The 24,014-nt window shown below is 45.7% G+C and carries 23 protein-coding genes; 16 read left to right on the top strand and 7 right to left on the bottom strand.

Going from position 1 to position 24,014, the window contains the following annotated elements; translation table 11 throughout:
- Positions 1-24: 24 nt before the first annotated feature.
- Positions 25-1,083 carry a histidine kinase gene (locus tag ACFOET_RS11595; protein WP_379022761.1) on the bottom strand — a complete coding sequence of 353 codons (1,059 nt, stop codon included), beginning with the start codon at positions 1,081-1,083 and terminating at the stop codon, positions 25-27.
- Positions 1,064-1,867 (bottom strand): LytR/AlgR family response regulator transcription factor, encoded by an 804-nt coding sequence (locus ACFOET_RS11590; protein ID WP_379022759.1) that lies wholly within the window; start codon positions 1,865-1,867, stop codon positions 1,064-1,066. Before ACFOET_RS11590 ends, ACFOET_RS11595 begins: the two co-directional genes overlap by 20 nt.
- A 188-nt stretch (positions 1,868-2,055) precedes the next feature.
- On the opposite strand from ACFOET_RS11590, the gene ACFOET_RS11585 reads away from it, so the two are divergent.
- The 6 genes from ACFOET_RS11585 (at position 2,056) to ACFOET_RS11560 (ending at position 5,650) form a co-directional block, all read left to right on the top strand.
- Positions 2,056-2,286, top strand: a complete 231-nt coding sequence (locus tag ACFOET_RS11585; protein ID WP_379022757.1) for a hypothetical protein — start codon at positions 2,056-2,058, stop codon at positions 2,284-2,286.
- Positions 2,287-2,288: 2 nt separating this feature from the next.
- Positions 2,289-2,858: a hypothetical protein gene (locus ACFOET_RS11580; protein ID WP_379022755.1), complete on the top strand. Its 570-nt coding sequence runs from the start codon at positions 2,289-2,291 to the stop codon at positions 2,856-2,858.
- On the top strand, positions 2,855-3,784 hold the full coding sequence (locus tag ACFOET_RS11575) for a hypothetical protein (protein WP_379022753.1): 930 nt from the start codon (positions 2,855-2,857) through the stop codon (positions 3,782-3,784). The genes ACFOET_RS11580 and ACFOET_RS11575 overlap by 4 nt, the downstream gene beginning before the upstream one ends.
- A 13-nt stretch (positions 3,785-3,797) precedes the next feature.
- A complete protein-coding gene (locus ACFOET_RS11570) occupies positions 3,798-4,385 on the top strand; it encodes a Crp/Fnr family transcriptional regulator (protein WP_379022751.1) in 588 nt (195 codons plus the stop codon).
- A 72-nt stretch (positions 4,386-4,457) separates the two neighbouring features.
- The gene (locus tag ACFOET_RS11565; RefSeq protein WP_379022749.1) at positions 4,458-5,126 is read left to right on the top strand and encodes a hypothetical protein; all 669 of its coding nucleotides are present in this window, start codon (positions 4,458-4,460) and stop codon (positions 5,124-5,126) included.
- A 17-nt stretch (positions 5,127-5,143) separates the two neighbouring features.
- On the top strand, positions 5,144-5,650 hold the full coding sequence (locus tag ACFOET_RS11560) for a hypothetical protein (protein ID WP_379022747.1): 507 nt from the start codon (positions 5,144-5,146) through the stop codon (positions 5,648-5,650).
- Between the two features lie 75 nt (positions 5,651-5,725).
- On the opposite strand, the gene ACFOET_RS11555 is transcribed toward ACFOET_RS11560, so the two are convergent.
- Positions 5,726-7,009 carry a RagB/SusD family nutrient uptake outer membrane protein gene (locus ACFOET_RS11555; RefSeq protein ID WP_379022745.1) on the bottom strand — a complete coding sequence of 428 codons (1,284 nt, stop codon included), beginning with the start codon at positions 7,007-7,009 and terminating at the stop codon, positions 5,726-5,728.
- Positions 7,010-7,085: 76 nt separating this feature from the next.
- On the bottom strand, positions 7,086-10,913 hold the full coding sequence (locus tag ACFOET_RS11550; protein WP_379022743.1) for a SusC/RagA family TonB-linked outer membrane protein: 3,828 nt from the start codon (positions 10,911-10,913) through the stop codon (positions 7,086-7,088).
- 773 nt (positions 10,914-11,686) lie between these two features.
- Here ACFOET_RS11550 and ACFOET_RS11545 point away from each other — a divergent pair.
- The 10 genes from ACFOET_RS11545 (at position 11,687) to ACFOET_RS11500 (ending at position 22,024) form a co-directional block, all read left to right on the top strand.
- Positions 11,687-12,103 (top strand): helix-turn-helix domain-containing protein, encoded by a 417-nt coding sequence (locus tag ACFOET_RS11545; protein WP_379022741.1) that lies wholly within the window; start codon positions 11,687-11,689, stop codon positions 12,101-12,103.
- A gap of 152 nt (positions 12,104-12,255) precedes the next feature.
- Positions 12,256-12,759: a hypothetical protein gene (locus ACFOET_RS11540; RefSeq protein WP_379022739.1), complete on the top strand. Its 504-nt coding sequence runs from the start codon at positions 12,256-12,258 to the stop codon at positions 12,757-12,759.
- A 597-nt stretch (positions 12,760-13,356) separates the two neighbouring features.
- Complete coding sequence (locus ACFOET_RS11535; RefSeq protein ID WP_379022737.1) at positions 13,357-13,947, top strand: hypothetical protein; 591 nt, start codon at positions 13,357-13,359, stop codon at positions 13,945-13,947.
- A 625-nt stretch (positions 13,948-14,572) separates the two neighbouring features.
- The gene (locus tag ACFOET_RS11530; protein WP_379022735.1) at positions 14,573-15,031 is read left to right on the top strand and encodes a hypothetical protein; all 459 of its coding nucleotides are present in this window, start codon (positions 14,573-14,575) and stop codon (positions 15,029-15,031) included.
- Between the two features lie 77 nt (positions 15,032-15,108).
- Positions 15,109-15,777 (top strand): hypothetical protein, encoded by a 669-nt coding sequence (locus ACFOET_RS11525; RefSeq protein ID WP_379022733.1) that lies wholly within the window; start codon positions 15,109-15,111, stop codon positions 15,775-15,777.
- Positions 15,774-16,691 (top strand): restriction endonuclease, encoded by a 918-nt coding sequence (locus ACFOET_RS11520; protein WP_379022731.1) that lies wholly within the window; start codon positions 15,774-15,776, stop codon positions 16,689-16,691. The genes ACFOET_RS11525 and ACFOET_RS11520 overlap by 4 nt, the downstream gene beginning before the upstream one ends.
- Before the next feature lie 397 nt (positions 16,692-17,088).
- On the top strand, positions 17,089-17,607 hold the full coding sequence (locus ACFOET_RS11515; protein WP_379022729.1) for a hypothetical protein: 519 nt from the start codon (positions 17,089-17,091) through the stop codon (positions 17,605-17,607).
- Between the two features lie 236 nt (positions 17,608-17,843).
- Positions 17,844-18,986 (top strand): AbiH family protein, encoded by a 1,143-nt coding sequence (locus tag ACFOET_RS11510; protein ID WP_379022727.1) that lies wholly within the window; start codon positions 17,844-17,846, stop codon positions 18,984-18,986.
- 291 nt (positions 18,987-19,277) lie between these two features.
- Complete coding sequence (locus ACFOET_RS11505) at positions 19,278-20,987, top strand: DUF262 domain-containing protein (RefSeq protein ID WP_379022725.1); 1,710 nt, start codon at positions 19,278-19,280, stop codon at positions 20,985-20,987.
- A gap of 350 nt (positions 20,988-21,337) precedes the next feature.
- A complete protein-coding gene (locus ACFOET_RS11500; protein WP_379022723.1) occupies positions 21,338-22,024 on the top strand; it encodes a hypothetical protein in 687 nt (228 codons plus the stop codon).
- 279 nt (positions 22,025-22,303) lie between these two features.
- Here the strand turns inward: ACFOET_RS11500 and istB are convergent, their stop codons facing one another.
- The 3 genes from istB to ACFOET_RS11485 form a co-directional block, all read right to left on the bottom strand.
- Positions 22,304-23,035, bottom strand: a complete 732-nt coding sequence (istB, locus tag ACFOET_RS11495; RefSeq protein WP_379022721.1) for an IS21-like element helper ATPase IstB — start codon at positions 23,033-23,035, stop codon at positions 22,304-22,306.
- 21 nt (positions 23,036-23,056) lie between these two features.
- Positions 23,057-23,761, bottom strand: coding sequence for a Mu transposase domain-containing protein (locus tag ACFOET_RS11490; protein ID WP_379022719.1), 705 nt, complete (start codon positions 23,759-23,761; stop codon positions 23,057-23,059).
- Between the two features lie 37 nt (positions 23,762-23,798).
- On the bottom strand, positions 23,799-24,014 hold a 216-nt coding region (locus ACFOET_RS11485), incomplete at its 5' end, for a transposase domain-containing protein (protein WP_379022717.1).

The raw sequence follows: 24,014 nt of genomic DNA, 5'->3' as shown, positions 1-24,014 counted from the left end.
GATAAAATAAAACGAATATACAGTCTATTGTATAAAAAACAGTTTGGTAGAGTAGCTTTGAGCAGACTGAATGATTTCGATGCCGCTTTGATTCGGGTAGCGGAGTTCGAGCTGTCTGCGGATGTTGTTGATGGCTATACCCAGCCCATGGGGTACCGTTTCCAGTCCGCGCTTCACCTTATTTTGGGCAACGATTTCCGTCCGCTCCCCTCGCCTGCTTATCTGCAATGTTGCAGGGTACTCCGGTTTGGTAAGCACACCGTACTTAGCCATGTTCTCCAGCAAAACGATGAGTAGCATGGGGATGATGGTCATTTCGGCGATGTCATCCGGCAACCGGATATCCAGCGCAAGGTCACGACCAAACCGGAGCGCATACAGCCGCCGCAACTGGCCGAACTGTTTCAGTTCTTCAAGCAGCAGTATCTCGGGCAGCTTGCATTTTTTGATGTAATATTTGGCGAGGCCGGATATCAGCGTTATTGCCTCCCGGGCCTTTGCGGGCTCTTCGCGCGTGAGCGCACGAGCCACACTCAACGAGTTGAACAACAGGTGTGGGGGCAGGTCTTGCTGTGCCCATGACTGTTGGATGCGCCTTAACTGGGTTTCTATCGTCCGTAGTTTGGCCTCTGCCGCCACCCGGAAAAAATACTGGTTTATCCCCCAGCGGTACGTGTGGGTGAGGTAAGCCACCAGCATGACCACAACGATCGCAATACCTACCTCGATGAAGTTTTTGATGCCAGTATCCGAACGGATTTCATCACTGAAACCAAATGATAGCGCACCGGTAAACGAACTGAACACGACTGACGCGAACAGCAGCACGATTAGCAACTGCGCCGTTATGCGCACCAATATTTTTCCACTTGGATCGGGTGCGGCGAGGAGCATGCGGGCAATTCGATATACCCCCAGGTAATACGTGCAGACCGCCAGCACGTAAAGCACCAGCCAGTCGCGCCAACCACTGAAAAGCGGTGCCGCCGTAACCATCACAAACCACCAGAGCACGATGCCGATAATCAGCCACAGCAACACATGGCGCCCAAAATGCGCATACTTATTCCGTCGAGGCTTCATCGCGCCCCCCCTTTTTCCTCTGCTGGTTATCCTTGAGTTCCTTTTTGTACTCACCTGCCCAAACGTTCTTCAAAAACGTCTCAAAGGCCCGCTCGCCCATGGTGGTTACCTTCAATGCGCGGTCTGACCCTTCCACGTAAACCGATTTATCCTCAATAGCCCGGATTTTACTATAAGCGATGATGTGCTTATTGCTTATGCGCATAAACTTACCTGTGAGCACCAGCTTAGCAGCCAGCCCTTTCATCGTTGCAAGCACCACCCGCGTGCCATTCGATGCCGTAACTATTTTCGCGTAATCAGCTAGTGCTTCGATGTACGTGATATCATCCACGGGGATGGGCCGGATACCGCCTTCTTTACTGCCCTTAGCCATGAGGTTCCCGCCGACGATTTCGGTCTGCCTGTTGCGGTGATGGGTAAGGAAGCGCTTCACCAGCGGCATCAGATCTTTGATATCGACCGGTTTAAAAACACACCCCTGCGGGTACGCGCCGAACGCCTTTTCTGACAACTCGGGGTACCCCGTCATCAAAACAATAAAATCGCACACGTCTTTAAACAGGGTGGTTACCTGAAGGCCATCCATGCCTTCCATGTGGATATCGCACAGTATAAAATCGGGCGCGCCCACTTTTTCAACCGCCTGCAATGCGGCTGGCAAGTTGGTAAACCGACCCGTTACGTCAAAAAAGCCCGATGCGGTAAGTTCGTCGGCAACGTCTTCCAATACGAGCTGCTCGTCATCGATAATAAATACACTGATTTTGTGAAATACTGTCATGGTTTGTACACATGGTTTGTAATTATTCGATCCGAAGGACGAATTGGATAATTAGACGAATTGGTTAATTAACTATCGTCCGAAATTAAACATCTATCGAGCGAATTCCAAGATCGGTCGAAAAAAACAGCGTTCAGCTACCATTTTCCACAACTTCGTTACAGTTTTTAACCAAAAAATTCAAAAACATGAAACGATTTACAGGTACATCCACCATCGGCACCGCGCTGTCGTTACTTGTAGCAGGCCAGCTCTTGTTCTTATCGACACACCAAGCCAACGAAGCGGAATTCCAATCATTTGACGGCACATCAGCCCAGCTTGAAGGGCTTGCATGTGTCTCGAAAAAGCTGTTTTTCCCGAAGCCCCCTGAAAAGGAAATACCGGAAGAGCCAAGTTTGATTCAAAAGGGGAAGTAACCGTGGTAGGCAAGTTACAGCAAGCGGCTATGCTCCTGATGGGGTTTTTCCTTGCGCAGGTGGTGCTCTTCAGCACGTATTCGTGCTGGCACAACCAGCAGGAATATGCCCACGATGGGGGCACGGCCCTGCCGCCGCTACTTATGCAACTTGCCGAAAATCCGGTACTGCGCCTCCTGGCCCATACCTGCGGCTACGCCAGCGGGTATGGGTTTTATGCACCCCGCGTGGGCAGCCATTTCCTTACGGAATTTCGGCTGTACACCGCCGGGGGGCCACAAGAGGTGCGGCATTACCCGCCGCTAAAAACATTGGAAGGGCGCATCCGTTACCGCGCCTTTTCCGATGTATTCAGCGGCCTACTCCCCCACCCTCATGAGGTGGCTACCCCAAAACTACAGCGGCAGGTCTCCCAAGCGATAGCCCAGTCGCTCAGCGAACGGTTGGCTGCGCTAGGGACGGCCATCCGGGTAGAGTGCCGCGTGGGCGTGTGGTATCCCGCGCCGCTGCGCCCATCCCGCGGGTACGCCTCGCATTATATTGAGCTTTTTGACACCTGCGCCGCACCATGAAACACTTTCTTTTCGATGCGCCATTACGTCCCGGTGCCATCCGGTTGCTGCATACCGGCACCGGTGTGCTGCTTGCCATCCAGGCCCTATTCCTCTTGCCCGATGTGTCGATGCTGTATGGGCCCGCTGGCATTGTTGACCAAGCACTGGTGCATGGCCGCACGTTCGGCATCACGATAACCGATATCGTACGCGGTACCGCCCACCTCATTGGCGATTATGAACAACATTTCGTGAAGTTAATCGCCGTGCTATACATCGCATTGGCTACGATGCTCGCTTTAGGCCGGCTGCCCTGCGTAGGCATCGGTACGCTGCTGGCCATCCATGCGCTGTGGCACACCAGCGGCTCCGCGTTTAGCTATGGGGTAGATTACCTCAGCGCAACAGCGCTATTTTACTGCTTATGTACGCCACGAGCGCGGCCAATGTGGCATGCCCCGGCCTTGCGTCTGTTGCAGCTTCATCTGTGCATCATCTATTTTTTCAGCGGATTGGCCAAGGCGCTGGGCGCTACGTGGTGGAACGGCGAAGCCCTTTGGAAGGCGGTTAACCAACCCTATCATCTCGATGCCGTACCCGGCTTTATCGCCTGGCTGGGCCAGTTTACATGGCTCTGGGCGGTGGGCGGCTGGGGCGTGATCATGCTGGAGCTGGGCTACGCCTTGTTTATCTGGTTACACCGTTTACGGCCATATTGGCTTTGGAGCATCGTAGGCATGCACATGGGCATTGCGCTTGTCATCGGGCTATTCCAATTTGCCGCCGTGATGATCCTGCTCAACGTGGTTGCGTATCACTACGCGTACCACACCGAAACCGAACAGCCCGTTTATCCATCCAATAAAAAACCCTCGCGGCTGCGGTGGGCGGTTTGGAAGCAACCGCACCACGTTGCTGGCGATACAAGGGAAGGAGGTATCTAACACACAAAAAACCATGAACCGATTTATCGACTATATCCGCCATCGCATTCCGCTCTCCAAGGAGGCCGAAGCATTTCTGCAGCAGCATAGCCGTGTATTGGCTTACGACCGGTTGAGCCACTTTTTGACGCCCGATACGCGGGCGCCCTATTGGTGCGTGGTGCTCGAAGGGATGGCCTATGGTTATACGCTATCCGAAGACGGCCAGCGCCGCATCCGTTGGTTTGCCACGGAGATGCAGGGCTTTGCCGGGGTAAGGCACCTGTACACCCCCAAGCCGGGTTTGCATTACATTCAGTTTGCGGAAGTATCCCGCATTTTGCGCGTTCCTGCCCTGAAGATGCGCGAAGGGAAGGAGCGATTCGCTGAGGTGAGCGAGTTGCTACACCTGATGAACCAACGCTATCAGGAGCGGCAGGATATGCTCGTGGAAGTGCTGCAGCAGCCATCGGCTTATAAACGCTACACCAAGTTCTCGGCATCCTTCCCCGAGTTGGCAAAACGGACGGAACCGGAACAGGAGATGGATTTTATCAATATCACGCGGCCGACTTACTACCGGGTACTAAAGCGATATCTGGATGAGCGGCGGGGGCGATGATTTGAAATCTCTTTTTTTACGTTGTCTCATATGAGATTGTAGGGGCACCGCGAAAGCCCGTTTTTTGCTTGTATGGTAAAAGCAACATACATAAGCAAAAGATACGGCAAGGGGAGCACCGGATTTGACACTGCGGTTCCCCCGCAGGCAAGCTATGGCCGCTCGGGCGGGGTGCCCCGAAGTCTGAACACCCCGCTCTTGCGCAAACCGGCGGTGCTGGCAACAAGGTTTCCGGAGCCATCGCAAGGGACGCCCGGCACGGCGATATGTGCTGTCATATGCCACCCGGGCCCCGCGCTGCCGAGGCAGCAGCGCGGTGACGGCGGGGCGGAGCAGGTCCCAGCGAAAGGCTGGAAGGCCTTGGTTGGCCGGGTGAAAGCAAAAGTAACGGCGAGGCAAGCGCAAATCCACAGGTACTACCTGGCGCATATGCGTAAACATGTGGCGCTGACCACCAAGCTTACTTTTCGTTTCGTTCGCCTGATTGCCATCACCGTCCGTGTTTCGCGATGGATGTGGTTCCGCAGACCCGCCCTGTCCTATGGAGCGATGAACCGGTTCGTGCATGATCGCAGGTTTGCCTTGTTTCGGCGTAGGGCCGTAAGTTATGCTTCCGGTGGTCAACGGGTAATCACTATCTACCGACCCCCACTCCAGCGAGTGGAAGCCGGCGCCCGGTCTACCGATACGAGACTAACCAATCCTTATTTTAAACTTAAAACGGTAAGCATTTCCGTGTAATAAATGCCTTTACGGTTATGAAAGCGATAACCAAAATACTCAAGAAAGTCGTCGGACAAGCCCGAAAAGCGGTATTGCTCGGTGCATTTCTAGGTGGGATAAGCATGATGTCTTATGCCGAGGAAACAGCCATAAGCCCAACTGTCGAGAAGGCAAAAGTGGAAGTAGTAAACATTAGTTTGGAAGCGGTTGTGGCTGCAATCACGAAGGTGGACCCGAATTGGGTAAAGGGTTTGCCGGTGGTGAAGAGGAAGGCAAAGCGGTTGGAAACTTCAAGTTTTGCTCTTATCGATACCGATCCTTTGGAAGCTGACAGTTATGAGCATGCTTCAGCACCGCCAACATGTGACCCAGGTGTTGCAGAAGTCTGCTATATTATCGCTGAAGTGGAGAATCCCGATGATCCCGAAGAGGACTGGCGCCCAGTGATGACTCAAACCCTGAGGAATGAGATCACCGCGATATTCCAGACCGACCCAGAAGATCGGGATGATACCGCAAACGTAAAATTACGGGACAACTAACAGTTGTCGATAAATCAAACATAGATGCAACCAAGAATCCTCCTGCCTGAGGATTCCTGGTTGCTTTTCATTTAATTAGCGCTGGTTTTGCTCCATCCCCGAGGACGCTATGACCTCGTCTGGTATCCTAAACACGTACCTGTTATCATTGGGAGGCAGGGAATATACGTTGCTGCCAATGTTCCGGTAAATGGTCAACTGCAATGAACCCTCGCGGTTTAACCTTCGCAGATCAATCCACCGCGAGCCGCGGAACAGCAGTTCTTTTCTGCGCTCGTCTATAATTTTCCGCAATCCCTCCTCAAAGCCTTCAAAGTTGACCGGATGGAATTTACCGATTTCATAACGGTTGATCAATAAACCATTTAACGCCTGTTGAGCTTTCGGTAAATCCCCTAGTCGTACCAAGCATTCGGCTTTTATAAGCATTACTTCAGCGGTAGTCATTCCATTGAAGATTCCCTGCGAATCGTTTCCTGCGTAATTACCTTTAAAACGGACTGTTCCGTCGTCACGGATATCAAACAACGCGCTTTTCCGCAAATCGTCTTCCTCATAGGAATTAAACAGATTGCTGTCGACGTTACAGGTATTATTCCGCAGTAATGTAGCTCCCCCGTAGTTTGAATAGTAGATGACCTCTTTGTTGAATAATTCAACCGGATTAGCCGTCTCCGTATCCAACTCGTTGTAATCGATGAGCGTGTCGTATATCGTTAAGCTGGCGTTTGCCATGGCCAATGCATTTTCGTATTCACCCATCAGCAGGTATGTACGCGCCAATCCGGCGTAGACAGCTGCTATATTGGGTTGGGTAGTCACTTCGGAAACTGCGTCAGGTAACAGCTCAATGGCATCAGAAAAGTCCTTAATTATCCGGTCATAAGTCTGGCTGAGCGTAGCTCTTTCCGAACGGTCAGAAATTCCGGGCGCTAGACGGAGTGGCAACCCCATATTGTCGGCAGCATCATTTTTTCCGTAAGGCTTACAGAAAATCTGAGCAAGATGGTAAAATGCATTCGCACGGAAGAACAGGGCTTTCCCTCTTAAAATGGCTTTCTCCGCCTCCGGACCTTCGGTTCCATCCAGCGTTGCCAGTGCCTCGTTAGCGTACAGGATAGTCCGGTAATAGCTTGACCATGCCGATCCGCCGGATGAAGCGTTTTTGTCCCATACATAAATCAAGCGGCTGCTCTCCCCCAGCGCGTTGAACGCATCGTCGGTGAGATAGTAATTATCAGCCGACATTTCCGGCATGGCCTCTTCCGATGTATTCAGGAAACCGGCATTGTTCAGCAATGCCTGTACATCGGTTAAAGTAGCCGGTATAACCAGCTTCTTGTCAGGTTTTAAATCCAAATATTCGCTACAAGAAACCATACATAAGGCGATTGGAAAGTATCTTAGTATTGCTTTCGTTTTCATCATCAAATAGTTATAACGTTAGTGATAGTCCGAGGTTATAAAAACGCGGAGACGGGAAGGTACTTACCTGGTCTGGGTCGATTCCCCGTTTGTTTGCCGACCAGATTATCCCTAGGTTGTTGGCATACAGGGAAACCTGGAAATTCCGCAGTGTGGCCCGCCCGAGCCGCACATTGTCAATCGTATAGCCAAGCCTTACATCCTGAAGCCTTATGTGATCGCCGCGCTCAACCATAACCTCTGAGTTGCCATAAAAATTGTCCCGGTAGCGGCTGGCGGGATAGATCATTGAAGGCACGTCGGTAAACTGCTCGTCTCCCGGTTTCATCCATCGCTGCTGTAACTCGGAGTGGCTGTCGTAGTTTGAAAACAGGCTGGTGTAATGCAGACCGTCGCGACGGAAATAATACCCCAGGCGATACGTCAGGTTGACGGATAATGAAATGCTTCCATAGCTGAAATCATTGCGCAGCGAACCAAAATGCAGGGGTATAGCCGAGCCATGGAATACGAGGTCGTCGAACGTAGAATTCCGCTCGATTGCAGTGTAATCTTTCGACACCCCGCCATCCAGCCATCCCTGCGGATCGCCGTTTGCGGGATCCAGACCGGCCCATCGATAACTGAACAGGGAGTAGAACGGATAGCCTTTGAGCGTTCCGATACTTTGGCCCGAACTAATATACGAGCTGGGCATAAATTCGGGCCCCAGGTATTCGATAAGCTCCACTTGATTGTGGCTGTAGATCGCGGTTGTATTCCATTTGAACCTACCAGCCAAATTGACCGATCGCAGGGTAACGTCCGTACCGCGTCCCTTCGTGTTTGCGCTGTTTACGGTTAGTGTACGGAACCCCACGGTCCAGTCTACCGGAGTGGTACCGAACAGGTCCGTCGATTCTTTCCAGTAGGTTTCCACGCTACCCGATAAGCGGCCATCCAGCAATTCGAAGTCCAACCCTGCATTGAGCGTGCCTACCTTTTCCCACCGCAGCGCGGGATCGGGCGGATTCATGATATCGGCGTATGATCGCCCGGTGAGCGTTTCTATCGGCCGATGGGCAATAATAGTGTAGGCGGCCCGGCTAGGGTCGATGTTGCCGCTGTAGCCGTAGGTAACCCTCGCTTTCAGGTAATTGACGACCGGATTATTAAAGAAAGGTTCCCTGCTGACGATCCACGAGCCGCCCACGGACCAGAGCGGCTGCCATTTGCGGTTGGTTTCCACGCCGAGCAGGTTGGACGCATCTTTGCGTGCGCTCAGCGAGAAGATGTACCGGTCATAATAGGTATAGGCGATGTTTCCGAATGCGGACACGTAGCGGTTTGTCAGGTCACTGAACATATCGTTCGAAACAGGCAGCAGCGCGGTCGAACCCAGATTACCGTACAGCGGATAGCGGTTTACCGGATCGATTTTGGCAAAGGTCAGCGTTTCGCGGTCGAACCCGTAGGCCGTGCGGCCATTGCCTATCGATGTATGCTGCCGCACCTCCAGCCCCGCGATGGCAGCGATGTCGCTCCGGCCCCAACGCCTATTGAAATCGGACTGCAACCGCGCATTGTGCGACTCCTGCCGCTGGTTGGTCATGTAATACTCCGCGCCCAGCGGGAAATTGCGGATGATTTCGCTGCCGTTGATCTGCGTGAAGCGGTTGATCTTATTTCGTACGGTGTACATTTCCAATCCGCTGATGGCATGGAGCTCCCCTTTTCCCTGTTGGTACTGGTATTTGAGGTTGACGCGCAGCGCGGGGATGATGGTGTAAGACAAACCCGTCTGCAGCAGGATCTCGTTGTTCAGGATGGTCCGGTCGCCCACATCAGCCAGCGGTCGGTAGTTCCAGTCGAGCAGATGGCCCGCACCGGCGGTATCGGTGAATCCGAGGCGGTAGTCGCGGGCTATACGTGCAGGTGTACCATCTTCGTTCATAAGCGCAGCGTAGGGATAGAGATCGTAGCTGCCCATCCTGGTCTCTCCATAGCCACTCAAATCCCGCGAGGTTACCCGGCGTTTCACATATTGCAATGAAGTCTGGATTTCCAGCTTATCGACAGGCTTGAATACAAGTTCATTGCGCAGTGAGAATCGGTTGTCCCGGTTGCCCGTCATCCCCTGCAACCGGTCGTCATACCCCACCGATGTCCTGAACGTCAACCGATCACTGCCGCCGTGCAGGCTTACCGCATGCTGCTGCTGTACTGCGTTGCGGTATACGTGATTCAGGTAGTCATCCCGCACATCCTGTGCACCCAACGCATCGAGCTGCCTTTGCAGATCATCATCGCTGAGCAGCCCATCCCGGTTGCTGATCAACAGCTCCACCGCAGGTGATAGCGCCGGCCGCCTGATGTTGTTTTCGATGCTGTTGTAATACCCATTTTCAAAAAGGAACCGTTCGACATCGATAAACGCGGGCGAAGGCAATACAGGTTTATAATAGAGATCAGGTTTATCGTGCATCCCCACGTTGCTGTTGAACGACAGCCGCCACGGCTGGTTAAATCGGCCCCGCTTAGTGGTGATGACGATCACCCCGTTTCCCGCCTGTGCCCCCCAGATAGAGGCGGCAGCCGCATCTTTCAGCAGCGTGATGCTTTCCACATCATTCGGATTGATGTTGCTGATGTCGCCATCGTAAGGAAAGTTATCCAAAACGACCAGCGGGTTGGCCTCGGTAAACAGCGAACTTTCGCCCCGGATGCGTAACTGGCCCGCATTAAGCGACCGGGCCGTAATCTGGTTCGGATCATAATTATTCCTGTTCAGTAACACACTGGCCGTAACCCCTTCCAGCCGGCTCAGGATGTCATATCCCGCGCTCCTGTTTATCAATGCATTGTCTACTGGTTCAAATGAGCCGGTAGCCCGTTCCTTCGGGAGGCTCTGGTAGCCGGTATAAACCGGTACCTCTTCCAGCATGTTGCGGGTGGAGGAAAGCCCCACAACGAACTCCGCAGGCGTTTCACGATTGATGGTTACGAGCCTGGTAGCGTAGCCCACATGGGATACCCTCAGCCTGTGGGTGTTTCCCGCTATCCGAAACAGAAGGTTTCCTTCATGGACAGCAAGTTCCCGCTGTGCGTCCACATCCACCACCGTGGCCCGGAGCGGTTGGCCGGTTATGGTATCCACCACCATGATGCTTACTTCTTTTTGCTGCTGCAAGGATCTACTCTCTTTCACCTCCTTTCGTCCGATGGTTTGTGGATTAGGGGCTATCCGCTGCGCGATGTAATCCGTGGTTAGTTCGCTATTCGATGGAAAATCGGAAACAATGCCGTCATTGCTGATTACCACGATGTGGGGCACCGTCTGATGGGGGAATATGTTGCCCAAGTCGGTATCATTTATCACCGATTCGCGGATGCTGGCTTTGAGATGTGGCCTCCTCTCCAGCATACGGTGCAACCGTACGGTGTCCTCGGTGGTTACCGGCAGGATACGGATTTCATCGTGGAAACGCTGCTGTAACGCATTGTTCTTTGGGAACGCCTGGATGCAGGAGCCGCAGAATGTATTCCAGAAATCTAGTATGATCCATTTTCCTCTAAAGTCATCCAGGGTAATGGTCTCTGTGGAACCGGTTGTTGAAGACCACACGGTAAGCGGCATATGCCAAACCCCGTGGGGGATGGTATCGCCGATTTGCAAAGGCTTGATACTGTCCAATGAAATGCCCAGCGGCACAGGCCCCGAAGGCTCGGGGCGCTGGGCATGGGCGTACAAACACATGATCGTTGCTACAGCCAGTAGGCTGAAATGTCGTATATAAGTGTGTTTAAGTTTATGTGTGGAAAAGGCATACCCCTCCCCTATGCGTAAATTTAATTTCATTCAGCATTGATAATTAATGGTTTAAGAAAAATTCATTCTCAAAACCGACTTCCAACGCCGAAGAAATTCCTCGATTTACTTGCAGGTATAAGAAAAAGCGACTACTTTTATCGTTGACATTATTTACCGAAAATAGACACCTTCTCCAACCTGAGCAAAAAATGGCTTTTCATTCAGCATTGGGGTCGGTAGCAACCGGGAAGTTAGGCTTTTTTTTTTGGCCTCGTTTCAGGGACTTGGGTTTTACGCCTATCCCCTACTCGTTCCCCTTAGTTGCAGTATTTTCGTGTTAAACTGGATGTCGCTTTACGTTCTTTATAAGGATGCGATGTGCGAACCGTAGTCGCGCCTCGTAGAGGCAAGATTCGGCACTATGGCTTTGGTTTAAAATCGTTCTTTTCATAATCCATTTGGTTTTATGCAGAACGATGTCAGTCTCTATGTGAAATAGTTACCACTTGAAATAAGCAAGGGGCAGCTGCACACTTTAGGCCCGAGGGTGACCAACCCAGTAGTCCCTAGGTCTCGCGAGACCCATGAGAGCACATTTTCCACCTAAAGTTGACGTGCAGCCACCCACATGCTATATGACAAAAGTAGGAAACTTTTTCAAAGCATGGGGCGATCACACGGTTCCCTCGGCGGAAATTGGTCGTTTACGGACCGAGAAAACATCGTCTATCAGGGCAAAATTGCCGTGATTATCAATCGCTGACACAAATATAAAAACAATGTTTTAAACCACCAAGTATTCGGTGGGAAAATTTCAGGACATGACGGAGATTTATCAGACAAAAGCTATCTTTCGAATAGAATATGAGTTGATATTAAATGTAAAGTCTTTTCGCGACGATAGAGGTTGGTCACAAGAAGTTCTGAGCGGAAAAATGGGCTTTACGGAGACATTTGTTGGTAAATGCGAATCTTTAGATCAGCCAGAAAAATATAATTTACGCCATATCGGACTATTAAAAAAAGTTTTTGGCTTCAAAAGTTTGGATGACTTGTTTCCTAATGGAATGCCTAAAGATGAACAGATCGTAATTCTGTATAAAAAAGTGCCTAAGAAGAAAGCTGACGGCAGTGACTCAAAGATAATGGAAAATGTAGTGGTGGAAATTGTTGTCGTGGATGGGGAGACGAAAGCGGAAGTTAATAAGCAGATTAAAAGTAAATCCCGCCGCTTATGAGCCATATGAATTTCTTCTGATAAAAAACTGTCAGGAAAGAGCCAGGTGAGATGATGACAATATTGAGTCATATCTTGTGAAGAAAACAAAAGATGGTCTATTGGGATCGGTTCAGAAAGTAAAAGAAAATATGCGAACGCGCAATCAACGTCATGAGTATTAGAACACGTGTTTGGTACGATATGCTACATGCTAAGGCCGGAGACGAATATCTTACCTTGTATTTGGCTAGGGAAAAAAAATGGCGTGTATGGTACAAGGTGGGGTTAATTGTAGTAACAACCGCTGGTTTATATTTTTCACAAACAAATCCGTTAGTCCCGGTATTGTCACTGACGGTGGTCTGGATTTCGCAATTAGTCAGTCAGGTGCAAAATTTCATTGTTATGAGTGATGACAATTTTGGAAAACTGGGTGGTTTGAGAATGATGTATTATGAGCGCTGGGCAAAGCTGGAAGACTTATGGTTTGAAATGTTTGACGAGCGAATCAATGATGACGAAGCTCAAATACGGTATTATGAAACGCGAAAAGAAGCGCGTGATATCGAAAAACTAGATAACTCGTTACTGCTTAAAAAGCGAAGAAAATTGGACAATAAAGCGCAACTAAATACACAGGCTTATATAGATCAATATCATGGCTACACAGAATAACCCTAAGAGGACTGAAGAGATAAAACGAGACAGGGCTGCGAAGCGTAGCGGTGACTTGCATCGCAAAGATGTTGTTTCCGGAGCCATCCGCGACGGTCAGGTACCACGGTTTAGAAATCCGCCACCCCCACCCCCCAAAAATAGAAAGTAATAACTAAAAAATTGTAGAACATGTCAAAGCAACCAATTCAGAAACCAAGTAGAGACCATTTCGAGAAAGGTCAGGTTGGTGGAATGCGAAATCCGCCACCACCGCCTAGACGAACAACTACGCAATCCCCCCCTCCTTCAAAAAAAGGCAAATAGTTTTTCTTAGGTAACGGGGTTTGAATTTTGGGATCGTTTAGATAATGCGATTTCGACATTTGCGATTAGCAAGGTTAATAGTAAACGTGGAATTCGGTTTAGGAGCTATAGCGGCCAAAATTCTTCAAACGCTCATTAATACCTTTAGGAACAGCCTTCTTCTTATTTTTATATTAAATGAATTGGCATTTTAAGGGATATTGAAAAAACTTCGGTATGGCGCGTCGAGATTTAGGTCATGAGAACGGAAGGAGGTTATACCAAAAAAACACTTTCATAAAATCAAGTAAGATGACAAATAATGTAGAAAATGTGGGAACGTATGACGATATGAAAGCTCAGATAGCGAGTGGACAGTTTGAAATACTATTACTCCCAAAATCCTCTAATATTGGTATAATTAACGCTCAAAAGGCCCTTGAAAATCTTTCCATCATAGTAGCAAGGGCGAAGCATGCTTTGCAGGCTGGACATTATATTGAGTTTATATCTTTAAAAATTCAGTATATAGAATTTTACTTAAAAATATTCTGGGTAACAAAGAATCCGGCGGGTGCGATCCTTGATCAAGATAGCAGAAAACTCTTTGGCGCGATAATAAATGAATGCGAAAGTTTCGGGTTTGATAAGAAAATAATCGCTGACATAAAAGACTTCAACGAAACCAGGATTAAAGCTATACATAAATACCTAATGGGTGGAACAGACGAGCAGGAGTTGCAAGTAGTTTCTCTAAAGCACTCTAAGCTTGGTAATGCGGTTTACGAACATGTAATAAATGAATGTGGCGTGGTTTTAAATAACGCTACAGATATACCGGAAGACGTCGGCACAATCTTTATAGCGATACCAAAGTTATTAAAATCACCAATTTCCGATTAAAATCGATTAAAAAAATGCATGAACTTGCCTTTTCTCGCTTGGAAATATATAACCTCTACATTCTCGTTCATAGCACTATTCCCGCCCAATTAGCGAAATACGATTGGTTTGTGCGTTTACGGTAAACCGTAATGTGACATTGCTTAAAATTGCAACTTTTGGATTTGGGTTTTGCTTCGTGCAACACGATTATTTAAAAACTCGCTAATTAGCCATTGGCGTGCAGAATAAGGCAAATATCCTCACATCTACTGTGTACATGAACACACATGAGTTTAATTTTTGATTTAGGGAAATGGCTGGTGCGTAGCCATTTCCCTTATTGAAGTTTGGATTTTAATACTTTAGTTTTTACTTTTAACGGAGCCAATTGTGAGCTGGGCCTGAAGTAAATAGATTTGGTTTTGAAACGGGTGACGATGAAATCTCGACTTGGACACTGCTGCTCAAACGTATAAATGAGCGGATTAAGTCCATCGGAATAAGGACAAAGTGGGGGTACTGGGAAGAAGAAAAGGCAGAAGAAGTTGTATAGGATGAAGTAAAGCCATTTTATATCCAAATGATTGTTAACCGAACTTGATATCTCAATTGCTAAATAATAGCCAATTAAACCGAAATGATTATGAGCAAACCTAAAATAGAGAAACTAAGAACTTGGCCTAGAAACCTAAGTACTGCGACTGGTGGGGGCTTGTCAACGGCTGTAGGAGGGGGCATGTCAACCGCACTATATGGCGGAGCTTCTACCGCCCTGTATGGCGGCATGTCAACAGCCTTGTATGGTGGCATGTCAACAGCTTTATACGGTGGGTTGTCAACGGCAATGTACGGAGGATTATCTACTTCAATGTATGGGGGATTATCTACTTCAATGTATGGAGGGCTTTCTAGCGCAATGTATGGAGGACTATCAACCGCAATTGGGGGAGGAATGTCTACTTCATCGACCAATGTCTATAAAAGTAATATCCCACCGTGGCCTGTATTTTTAAATGAATTAGAAAAACGAGGTTACAAATCGCAGGCAACCTTAATTAGGAAATGTCTCCCCTCTTTTCTTTATCCTGAAAACTATTTTTAAACACTGGAAAACGCCACCAAAAAACATTATTACTCAAGATGTTTGCCAAACTAATACTATAAGATATCAATAGACTTATGGAAATAAATAAATACAAGGATTTTTTAAGCTACAGAACAGATGATGAGAAGTCAGAATTACAAACATTGGTTCTCAACTCCCTGGAAAAAAATGATGGAAGGGTCTTAGCTGTAACCAAATTTATTGTAATCACCCTATTTATCTATTTCTTGTTCAAATTTAATTTGGTCGATGAATTACAACTGTTCGGTCTTTCCATAAGAAGCTCGGAGCTGCTTTTTTCGGTAATGCCCTCAATTTTATCTATATCATATTTCCTATATATAAATATTCAATTCAGAAAACAAGAGCTAAAGCATTTGCTGGACACGCAACTCAAAAATAAATACAAAATATCAACTAAAAAACCACTTGATTTACATTGGATTACAAGACTTCTCACTCCTTTAGAATTTAATCAAACCATCTATTCATTTAAGGGGAAATTTTCATTCATAAACATACCGATGCACTTGGTTTTTCTCGGCATTTATCTGATTCCATTTTGGATATTATGGGACGGTATATCCTTATTACTTAAATTCGATTCGAAAACGCTATACGATTATTTCCTAATTGCAACACCAACAGTAGTGTCTTCCTATACCCTTCTTTTCTTTGTATATATAATATGGATAGGAATTAAAGACCAAGTAGATGGTATGGACAACATCAATACACCATGAAAGTTCAAAAAATCTCAACACAGGCTCTCATCGCTCTAAAAGACGCCTTAGCAAACGTCTATTGGCGAAAAAAAGAATTGAGACAGTTTATCGAGTTAACAATGGAGAACTCTTACATTGTTTCGACCATAGATTGGCAAGAAAATCCAAAATACGAAAGCGTATCGCAATTAATTGATAGAATGGTTGCACGCCAGGCCATGTATCAAAATGACCTTTTAAGGCTACTTCAGGAAACTTCAAACATTAATGACTTCAGTCACTTGAAATATTGGGATGATAAAGGCGACTTAACGAAACGAGCGAAAGAATCTGTTGCAAAGTTAAGAGCACAAACAAAGGGCTACTTTGACACATTAAAAGAACTCAATGAAGCAGCAGAAAAACGGCTGGAAAATATAGAAAAAGTTAAACATACTATTTCATTCGCGGAGAAACTCAATGAACTCAAAAATCAGTTCTTAGAGCTTGCTACTAGCTTAAACCACCAACAAAGAGGTTTTAAATTGGAAAAATTATTAAATGATTTGTTTCATCTTTTTGATCTACAACCAAAAGCTCCTTTCAAACTTACGGGCGAACAAATTGATGGTTCATTTACCTTTGATAATCATGACTACTTATTGGAGGCAAAATGGCAAACATCCCAAGTAAATGCAGGCGACCTATATAAATTTGGTGGTAAAATCTCTGGGAAACTGAAAAACACTTTAGGCCTTTTCGTTTCACTTGATGGCTATTCAAGCGAATGTACTGAAACGGGAAGCCCGGTAGTCAAATCAATGATATTAATGGATGGGCAAGACCTAATGATGGTTTTGGACGGGCGTATAAGACTAAATGAAATGATATTTATCAAACGGAGACATGCATCAGATACAGGCGAAATATATTTTCGGATTTCCGGATTATAAATAAGAATGAAAAAGTACTTAACCGCTTACCCAGCCATCTTCAGGTTGTAAATATGACCTAAAGCAAAACAGAACGATGACAATACAATCATGGCATTTTATACCACTTAAATACGGATACCGAGAAGACATTGAGACTAGGCTCATAAATAATACACCTAACTATGAAAATTCAAACGCCATACAAAAGAATAATAAGACCATTCTCATTGCCGAGCAATTATGTTCATGGCCCGCTAGAAAACATCTATTTTGCAGATGACAAATACGCTGCAGACAGATTTGAAGTTATCAGGGCTTACTATATACTTGAAAAAGACTTATTAGACTGTTTGACTTTATTGAACCGACTGACGCTAATCTTAGTACTTATTCTCATAAAACATATGAGCTCCTATTGAGGGCGTCAACGGAATTTGAGCTCAACGCTAGAAAAATATTGACTGCAAATGGATACGCAAGAAGTGGCAATTGGAATGTATCTGATTACTACAAAATAAACGCAGCGATGCGTTTGAGTGAGTACCGTTTATTTATCAACGTATGGGGGAGTGGAAAAAAAGAAATTATTCCCTTCTCAGAGTGGGCGTCAACACCTACCCTATCTTGGTACCAAGATTACAATTCGGTCAAGCATAATAGACATGACGAATTTCCAAAAGCTTCCTTAAAAAATGTATTGTTTGCTGTAGGAGCTGTTTTTTCGATTGTATTTGCACAATTTCATATGCTTATATTTAACCAATACCAAAACACCTGGGCTTGGAGATCTGACGATAATTATGAGCTTTCAGGCACTGATACCCTGTTTAGTGTAATCCTTCCGCAAACATGGCACGAAAATGAGATGTACGATTTTCTCTGGAAGGACGTGAAAAAAAGCGTCGATCCATTCCAAAAATTTGTGTTCCAATAAGACTTGCACATATGACCCCAAAAAAAGCCGTTAGGTTGAAAATAACTAAAGGCTCCTTCTCTACAATTTCTGGTGAAAGTTTGGAAATGAAACCTTGACACCCTACTTTTATATTTGACCAGCAACTTAGCCTACTGCAAGGAATTTTGATTTGGGTAATACGGTCGTTGACTGTATATATAAATGCATAACGAAAAAGGCTTACAATTGAAGTACCAAATGTACTACTCACACGAATGAACAAATTAATAATCATAGGAAACGGTTTCGATCTACACCACAATTTGCCAACGAGCTACGGTTCATTTATAAAATGGTTGATTAAGCAAAACTTAGAAAAGGTATTAGCTAATAAACCATGTGACAAGGAGCTGTTCACAATTAGGATAGATAATCTTCATAGTACGAGTACATCACCAATTCATGTACAATCAATTGAAGAGCTAATTGAATGCTTACTTAAAAACACAGCCAAAGAAGAAGAAAACATTTTTAATAGTAATTCCCAATTATTCAGGTGTGAATTATGCCTCCAAGGACAATTTGCGACCGAAATCATAGAAAATATGAGAACACGTAACTGGGTGGATATCGAGTTAGCGTATTTTAAGCAATTGTCCATAATCCTCAGAATCTATAATCAAGAGAATCATATCAAGAACGAAGCAATAGACAATTTAGATACGTTAAATCAAAATTTAGGATACTTGATTGAGAAACTAAAGGAATACCTTCGTGAAGTGGCAGGCAGCAAAAGAGCGAATGAACACTTTGGTGATCTAGCTGACGAATCTATTCCTGCCGCATTGATACAGGGAAAACACCATTTAAGGCATTTGGAAGACGCTGACTATGATGATCCTGAAAGCAAACGTTACATAAGACCGGGGGAAGTGCTTTTCTTGAATTTCAACTACACGACTCTTCCGAATCGACTATTTGACAGACATGGTATATTCAACTACATGAATATCCATGGAACCATCCATGATAAAAATAGCCCCCCCATATTTGGATATGGGGACGAAGTTGGAGAAGAATATGCTGAAATGGAAAAAACGAATGATAATAGATTCCTATCCTTTGCTAAATCATTTGCGTATTCCCAGAATCGCAATTATTCTGACTTAACACGCTTTATTGAATCTGATTCCTTTTATGTCTATATATGGGGTCATTCTTGCGGCCTTTCAGACAGAACCTTGTTAAACATGATCTTTGAACACGATAATTGTGCTGCGATTCAGCCATTTTATTGGAAGCGACCGGACGGCACGGATAATTTTACGGAAATGATTCAGAACTTATCAAGGCACTTCAAAAACAAACAAAAATTCAGAAACCGACTGGTGAATAAAAAGGAATGTAGGCCACTTTAATTAGCCACAGCCAAATCAAGTAAGAGAAAATGGGAGAACAGTCGATAAAAATTTTAATAGCTACTGTATGCTCCTCGCATAGCTAATTATTTCGGACACTTGAAACAATAAAAATATAAAGAAATAGCACAAGTACTGCCTCTAACAAAGTTAATGAGTATGTTATTCAACCCATAATATCTGTAAACAGCGCTGTGTTGGAAATTAACATCGGAGTTTATATCTTTACCGCATCCGACCGAGACCTTAAGCGGATACGCTGCCTAAATCGGTCTCCTAATAACTCTAATAATGAAAGCAACTACAAATAAAATCGAAACACAAAAAGTAAGTATCCAACAGCTTTTCAAAAATTATTGGTTTAAAGTGCCTGAGTATCAACGTTCATATGTATGGCAGCAAGATAACGTTTTAGAACTTATCGAAGACATATTCTATGCTGCCGAACATAATCCATACTCTGAGTACTTCCTCGGGTCCTTAGTGCTGCAAAGAAGGGAAGTTAATGATTTGAATAGCGAAGGGATATCTTACTATGAATATGATTTACTTGATGGGCAGCAAAGATTGACCACAATTCTGTTAATACTGGCAGTAGTTCGGGACTTGACGGGTAGTAATGGGTTGGCAAAGGTCTGCACAGCGTATATTTACCAACAAGAAGACGAGTTCCAACAAATACCAGAGCGCTTGAGAATGGTATACAAGATCAGGGATAATGTGGAATCTTTTATCCAAAAGCACATCAAATCATCCGGAGGCACATCACTCACCGCTGATCTTGAAATCGCCCAAGACACGAAAAACATTTCCATCTCGAATATGGCCAAAGCCATTTTATGTATTCAAGATTATTTCCGGAAAGTGCAGCAAACTGAGCTTGAGAAATTTGCCAAGCATCTCTTTAATAATGTAATCGTTATATACGTTGCATCGGAAGAGCTTGAAGATGCTTTTCGTTTGTTTACAATATTGAACAATCGGGGAGTGCCCCTTACGAATGCCGATATTCTGAAATCGCTGAACTTGGGCGAGGTGGCAGAATCTTTGTCGACCAAGATTGCTCAGGATTGGGAAGAGCTGGAGAGTTCGATGGGGAGCGAAGATTTCAACCGTTTACTTTCCTTTATCAGAACCATCTATGTTAAAGACAAGGCGCGCGAAAACATTGTTAAGGAATTCAATGAAAGAATATACAATACCAGACCGCCACTACTGAAAAAAGGCAAAGAGACGTTTGACGCGATCTTCGGTTATGCGGACGTATATAAAAAACTAATTTTATTAGAGGATTTACCTGCGGATTCTTGTCAATTCAAGAACCTAATTACCGTGATGAGGCATGGATTCCCGTCCAACGACTGGATTCCTCCACTCCTATGCTATTATAAAAAGTTCCAACATAACGGTTTGCTGGATTTCACCAAAAAGCTTGGCAATAAATTCAGTGCGGACTGGATGTCTCAATTGAGCCCGTCGTCTCGGATAAACAACATGGCAAATGTACTGAGAGCGATTGAAAAAGCAGACAGTTATAAAGCACTTTTACTCAATGATGTGGTTTTCAACTATTCCATTGAAGATATAAAGAATAGTGTGTCCGGCCACATCTATAGAAAGCGATTCGGAAAATATATCCTTTTGTTATTAGAATACCTTATGCATGATCATTCATCGACATTTCCGGAGTTTTCTAGACTGTCTGTTGAACACATACTACCGCAAAGCCCTTCAAATGAGAGCAAATGGAAACAAATATTCACAGACGACGAAATGGTGGATAACGTTCATAAGCTTGGTAATTTGGTGTTAATATCAAGAAGCAAAAATTCCTCGCTAGGCCGAAAGGACTTTCTCGACAAGAAGAGGGTTTATTTCAACGGTTCCATAAGTGCATTTCCCAACTCGCTTCAAGTGATGCAGTACAACGAATGGGATTTACCGGTACTTCAAAAAAGGCAAGCAGACTTGCTGGAAAAAATAATCAGGCATTTCAGATAACCAATTAAAAAACAGAACATGGCTAATTTGGTGAGTGTGCCCAACATAAAAATACGTCACCAAATTTTTATGGAAGGAGATTTATCAAGCCTTCCTTAAATCGGAAACTATGAAATGGAAAGACAGGTTACTTTCGTCAAGCATTCCGTATACGAAATCGCAAAAATACTAAGCAAACACAATTTACCTGTTAGCTTCGATTATTCCTATAAAAGGTTTGACTCCGACCTCGAAAAGGAATTTTCCATTGATATAAGATCGATCGGCTCGTGCCATATACTGATGACGGCTGCCATTTTAGTGCGATGTAATACATTATAATAGTGCGATGCAATACAGAATATTATAATATGAAAGTAGAACTGAATGACCTTAAAGCAAGATTTAATATAGAAATCGATTTTTTTAAAGAATATCTAACATTTAACGAAAAATCTCTGAAAGAGCGAAATGAAAGGTTAATAACCAATATTGAAGAGGATCAATTTTACAACCCTTCAATTCCAATGGATTTGGTTTACAAAGATGAAATCGAGAGAATCCCGTCGCTTTTCTTTTCGTCAAGCATTCTCATGTTGTTTTCCATACTTGAATCGACGTTAAATGGCATTTGCAGAGAGATTATCAGCCAATGCGGCCTACCTATGCACATGGAGGATTATACGGGCAACAACTATATCGGTAAGACCAAAAAATTTTTAGAGACTTTTGGTCACCTTTGTTTTGACAAACTCGACACTCAATGGGTAGAAATATCTAGATACCAAAAATTAAGGAATAATATCATACATGAAAACTCCACTCTAAGCAGTGACAGTAAAAACCGAGAAAGATTCACAGAATTATTAAGGTCCCTGGGAATAAAAATAAATGACCCGAGTGAAGATAGGTATTATATACTGGAGAATACGCCAGTAATACGCCTGAAGGAAAGCATAGTCCTTTATGTGAACGGAATAATAGAACAAGCTGAAGAAATTGACTATACGAGGTTTGAAACGCCTAGACCCGCGAATATATTGCCAAGCCCAATTTAACCACCGAAAACAGAAATCCCCATTCGGGCGAGTCTTAACCGAGATCGAAAAGTAACGATGCAAGAATTTAAGAACAATGAATGATGACCATATAGAAAACTAAAAAAGATTAAACTAAAAAAAGAAAGCAACCGATCATCCTCAGCCAGCATACTGCAGACGCAAGGCAATCTAGAACACTATTGAATATTCCGGGGAAAGTACACCACCCGTTCCGGATGAAAGTACACCAGTGAAGAGGCCAATAATCCGCGCAGCTGCGCCACTGGGTTTTCAAAGTTAAAGATTTTTTTTCTTCCTCATAGACTTTCCCTGCAGGGGCAGCCTATGTGCCGATGCTGTCAATCTGTCCATTATCGCGTCAGCCAGTGTAGGCTCATCTATGAAGTTGTACCACGCCTCCACGGGTAACTGGGAAGTGACAACAACAGAACTGTTGCCATACCGGTCTTCCAGTATATCCAATAGTGCCAGCCTGGCGTCCGTATCGATGGCTTTCAGCCCGAAGTCATCGATTATAAGCAATTTATGGTTGGATATGGCTTTGATCCACTTGAGGTATGTACCATCGAGTCTGCTCTGGGTGACCGTATCCATGAAACGGTTCATGCTGAAATAGATTGTTCTGTATCCCAGCAGGCATGCCGACCGTCCCAGGGCACAGGCCAGGAAGCTTTTGCCGGATCCGGTAGCCCCGGTGATCAGTACATTGTCCCCCCGCCCGATAAAGGCCCCGTCCGATAGCCGGAGCACCTGTTCGCGCGTGATCCCCCTTTCCGGGTTGCAGATGATCTCTTCGGGCAGGGCGTTATAGCGCAGCCGGCTTGCCTTCAGGTATTTCTGCGTCCTGGCGTGGTCGCGGTATTCCACCTCGGCCTGCACCATGGATGCCAATAGTTCATGTACGTTCTGTACTTCGTGCACGGGCAGTGCACTCACCGCTTCGTAACGTCTGGCCATCCCGGCCAGACGGAGCGCTTTCAGCTGTTCGATGGTCTGATCTGTATTCATTTTCTGTTTTTATGGTTTTCCTTATCTGTATTCCCCGGCACCCCGGATATTTTCGTGCAGGGGTATGGTATATTGTTTCGGGGCTTCCTTTTTTTCGAGCTGGTCCATATTGTTGGCCAATATGTTTTTTATGGACATATAGTTGAACCGCTGCCCTTTGAGCGCCCTTGTGCAGGCAGCCTCTATACGGTCCGGATAGAGGCCTGCCAGGCGCATGAGCCCGCGGCAGGCCTGGTAGGACTGGTCGATGACAAGCTTGCTGTCCATGACCCTTTGGAAGTACTCGCGCGTAGCGGGGCCGTATTTTTCCGCTTTTGAAAGGTAATGGTCCGGGTTCCATGCAAGGCGCTCGCGCATATGCCGGTGGTTTTCCGGAAGGTGGTCTTTATCGGTCGTGTACCCATGTTTTTTATAGCTGCGCCTATGCAGGGCAATACGCTGGCTGCCGTGGTATATTTCCACCGTGTCGGTGCAGTAAACAATACGCACCTCTTTCCCGATATAGCGGGCGGGCACACTGTAGAAGTGCCAGTCTTCGCCCACCACCACGTGGTAATTACGCTGTACCTTGCCCCTTGTGTAATGTTTGGCAACAAAAGGTGTCCCGGCCAGGGGCTGAAGTACCGGTTTTTCCTTATCGGTAAAAAGCTCCCTGCGGCTGAATGTCCTGCGCTGGAAGTTCCTGTCGTGGTGTTCCCCCAGCTTTTGCCGGATGGCGTGGTTCAATTGCCCCAGCGAAGTGAATATGTATCCGTCCTATGAACTACATGTTTGATTCCTGCAGTTTTCTTTTATAATTCTGCGGATAGAGGTCTTTTAGGTTTTTATGGTTGATGGACATGATGTTTTCCAGGGTGTATTTGAGCCATTTGAGCGGGTTGACTTCATGTTTTTTGCAAGTGGCGAAGAAGGAATAGATCATCGCAGCACGCTGCGCAGCTTCATGGCTTCCAGCAAAGAGGTAATTTTTGCGTCCGAG

The sequence above is a fragment of the Parapedobacter deserti genome (assembly GCF_042646065.1).
Lineage (GTDB): Bacteria > Bacteroidota > Bacteroidia > Sphingobacteriales > Sphingobacteriaceae > Parapedobacter > Parapedobacter deserti.
Note: the sequence above shows the minus strand (reverse complement) of the source record. Positions and strands in the feature narration are given on the sequence as shown.